Origin of the sequence: Neoroseomonas rubea (genome assembly GCF_016106015.1) — a bacterium.
GTDB classification, from domain to species: Bacteria; Pseudomonadota; Alphaproteobacteria; order Acetobacterales; family Acetobacteraceae; genus Neoroseomonas; species Neoroseomonas rubea.
Map to the genome: position 1 here is coordinate 1 of NZ_JACADQ010000437.1, position 2784 is coordinate 2784.

Sequence of the window (2784 nt, forward strand, 5' to 3'; positions counted from 1 at the left end):
GGCGAGGGCGGCGACCACCGGCCCGGCGCCGCGCCCGGGCGCGAGCCGCAGGCCGAGACCCGCCTCGCCGGTCCGCCTTTCGCGCGCCGCCTGCGCCTCCTCCGGCGTGATGTAGCGGCTGAACGGGTCGAGATGGGCGAAGACCTGCTCGAAACTGCCGCGGATCAGGCTCGGCGCGCCGGCCTGCCGCAGCGGCGCGGATGTCGCCCAGGCCGCCTGCTGGAACAGCGTCAGCCGGTCGGCCGCGGCACCGCCGGAGGCCGTGACGGCCTCGTTGCGCGCGCGTTCGGGCAGGGGGCGCGTCAGCAGCACGCGGTCGCCGGCGAGCAGCCGCACCTCCCGCCCGCTGCGGCGGACCGAGAGCGCCGGATCGGCCGCCGGCAGCGCGGCCAGCGCCCACATCATCAGGTCGCCGGGGGAGGCATCCTCCAGGTGGCGCTCGAGGATCGCGGCGAAGCCGGCGCCCAGGACAAGGCGCATCTCCTCCCGCGGATAGGCGGCGGTGGTGCGCAACGCATCCTGCGCCCCGGCCGGCAGCGCGAGCGAGACGAGCAGCAGCAGGGCGAGGATCAGCCCCGCCGCCCGCGCTGCCGCCCCTTCGGCGCCGCGCGCCCGCGCGCCGGCAACCCCTGCATGAGGTGGAACACCATGCCGCCGGTGCGTGGCGTGGCTTCCGCAAGTCGGGCCTCCACCGCCTGTCCCAGCGTGAAGGTCATCCTCGTCCTGCGACCGGCCAGCGTCTGCGTGGCCTCGTCGAGATCCCATCGGTCGTCCGGCAGCGATCCGAGCGGCACGATTCCGCTCGCCCCGTTCTCGTCCAACGTGACGAAGAGGCCGAAGCGAGTCACTCCCGAAATGCGCGCGTCGAAGCTCTCGCCCACGCGGCCCGCCATGAAGGCCGCGAGGTAGCGGTCCACCGCGTCGCGCTCGGCCGCCGCGGCGCGGCGCTCGGTCGATGTGATGTGCTCGCCGGTGTCGGGGAAGCGCGCGGCTTCCGTCTCCTCCAGCCCGTCCTTGCCGAGTCGCAGGCCGCGGATCAGCGCGCGGTGGACGAGCAGGTCGGCATAGCGGCGGATGGGGGAGGTGAAATGCGCGTAGCGCGGCAGCGCGAGGCCGAAATGGCCGAGATTGTCCGGCGCATAGGCGGCCTGGGACTGGCCACGCAGCACGGCCTCGTTCACCAGCCTTTCGTGCGGCTGCCCGCGCACCGTCTCCAGCACCCGGGCGAAGTCGCGCGGATGCAGCCGGTCCGAGGGCGGAAGGTTCACGCCGAAGGTGCCGAGGAACTGGCGCAGCCCTTCCATCTTCTGGTCCGAGGGCCGGTCATGCACCCGGTACATGCAGGGCTGGCCGAGGCGCTCGAGTTCCTCCGCCGCGCAGACATTGGCGGCGACCATGAATTCCTCGATGAGCCGGTGCGAGTCGAGCCGCGGCCGCGGCATGACGGCGAGCACGCGCCCGCGCTCATCGAGCACCACCTTGCGTTCCGGCACGTCGAGGTCGAGCGTCCCGCGCCGGATGCGCGCGCCGAGCAGCGCGCGGAAGGCGCCGTAGAGCCGGCCGACATGGCCTTCCGGCAGCCCCGCCGCCTCGCGGCCCGCATCGGCGGCCTGCTGGATTTCCTCATAGGTCAGGCGGGCGGCGCTGCGCATGATGCCGCGGCCGAATTCGTGGCCGGTCTTCCGCCCTTCCGCGTCGAAGCGCATGTCGACGAAGAGGCAGCCGCGATCCTCTCGCGGGCGCAGGCTGCACCAGCCATTCGACAGCGCCTCGGGCAGCATGGGCACGACGCGGTCGGGGAAATAGACGGAGTTGCCGCGCGCCCAGGCTTCCCGATCGAGCGCGCTGGCCGGCGTGACGTAGTGCGCGACATCGGCGATGGCGACGAGGATGCGCCAGCCGCCCTCGATCGGCTCGGCGAAGACGGCGTCGTCGAAGTCGCGCGCATCCTCCCCGTCGATGGTGACCAACGGGATGTCGCGCAAATCCGTCCGCCCGCGCGCGGCGACACCCTTCGCGCGCTCCGCCTGCTGCACGGCCTCGGCGGGGAACACGTCCGGGATGCCATGGGCGTGGATGCACACCAGCGAGACCGAGCGGGGCTCGCCCATGACGCCGAGGCGCTCGGTGATGCGCGCGGGCTTGGGGCCGAAATGGCGCGTGGAGGGCAGCGGTTCGGCGAGCACGATCTCGCCTGGCTTCGCACCCATCTCCTCCCCCGGCGGGACCTGCCAGGTGCCCTTCTGGCGCCGGTCGGTGGGGATGATCCGGCCTTCCTCGAAGACGCCGAGGATGCGCGCGGGCGGGGCGCCGCCGATCCGCTTGAAGGTGCGGCCTTCGTACTTGCCGGGCCCGATCATGCGCAGCCGCGCGAGCACGCGCTCGCCGGCGGTCAGCGCCGGCTGCCCCTTGGGCTCGGGGCGCATGTAGACGATGGGCGGGCGGCCTTCGCCCTGCCAGGAGACGGGGCGCGCGATCGGGTCGCCATCGGGATCGGTGCCGGTGATCTCGACGGGCGAGATCTCCGGCAGGCGAGAAGGGGCGATGATGCCGCGCTTGCCGGCCTGCGCCGCGCCGCCTTCGGCTGCCATCTCCCGCATCAGCAGGCGCAGCGCGGGGCGCTGGTCCGATGTCAGGCCGAAATGCCGCGCGATGTCGGACTTGGTGACGCGCCCCGGCGCGCCGGCGAGGAATTCCCGCAGCGCGGCCTTGGTGGGCAGGGCGGGTGGTTCCTCGGGGCGCGCGGCGGCGCGGCGGCGCGCGCTGGCCTGCGGGCTGGCGGCG

1 protein-coding gene and 1 pseudogene are annotated in these 2784 nt (G+C 73.9%); both read right to left on the minus strand.

What is annotated here, in order from left to right:
• A pseudogene (locus HW577_RS23245) lies at nt 1-513 on the minus strand (hypothetical protein); the annotation flags it as partial.
• A gap of 56 nt (nt 514-569) precedes the next feature.
• Nucleotides 570-2720, minus strand: a complete 2151-nt coding sequence (rnr, locus tag HW577_RS23250; protein WP_198378486.1) for a ribonuclease R — start codon at nt 2718-2720, stop codon at nt 570-572.
• Between the last annotated feature and the right edge of the window lie 64 nt (nt 2721-2784).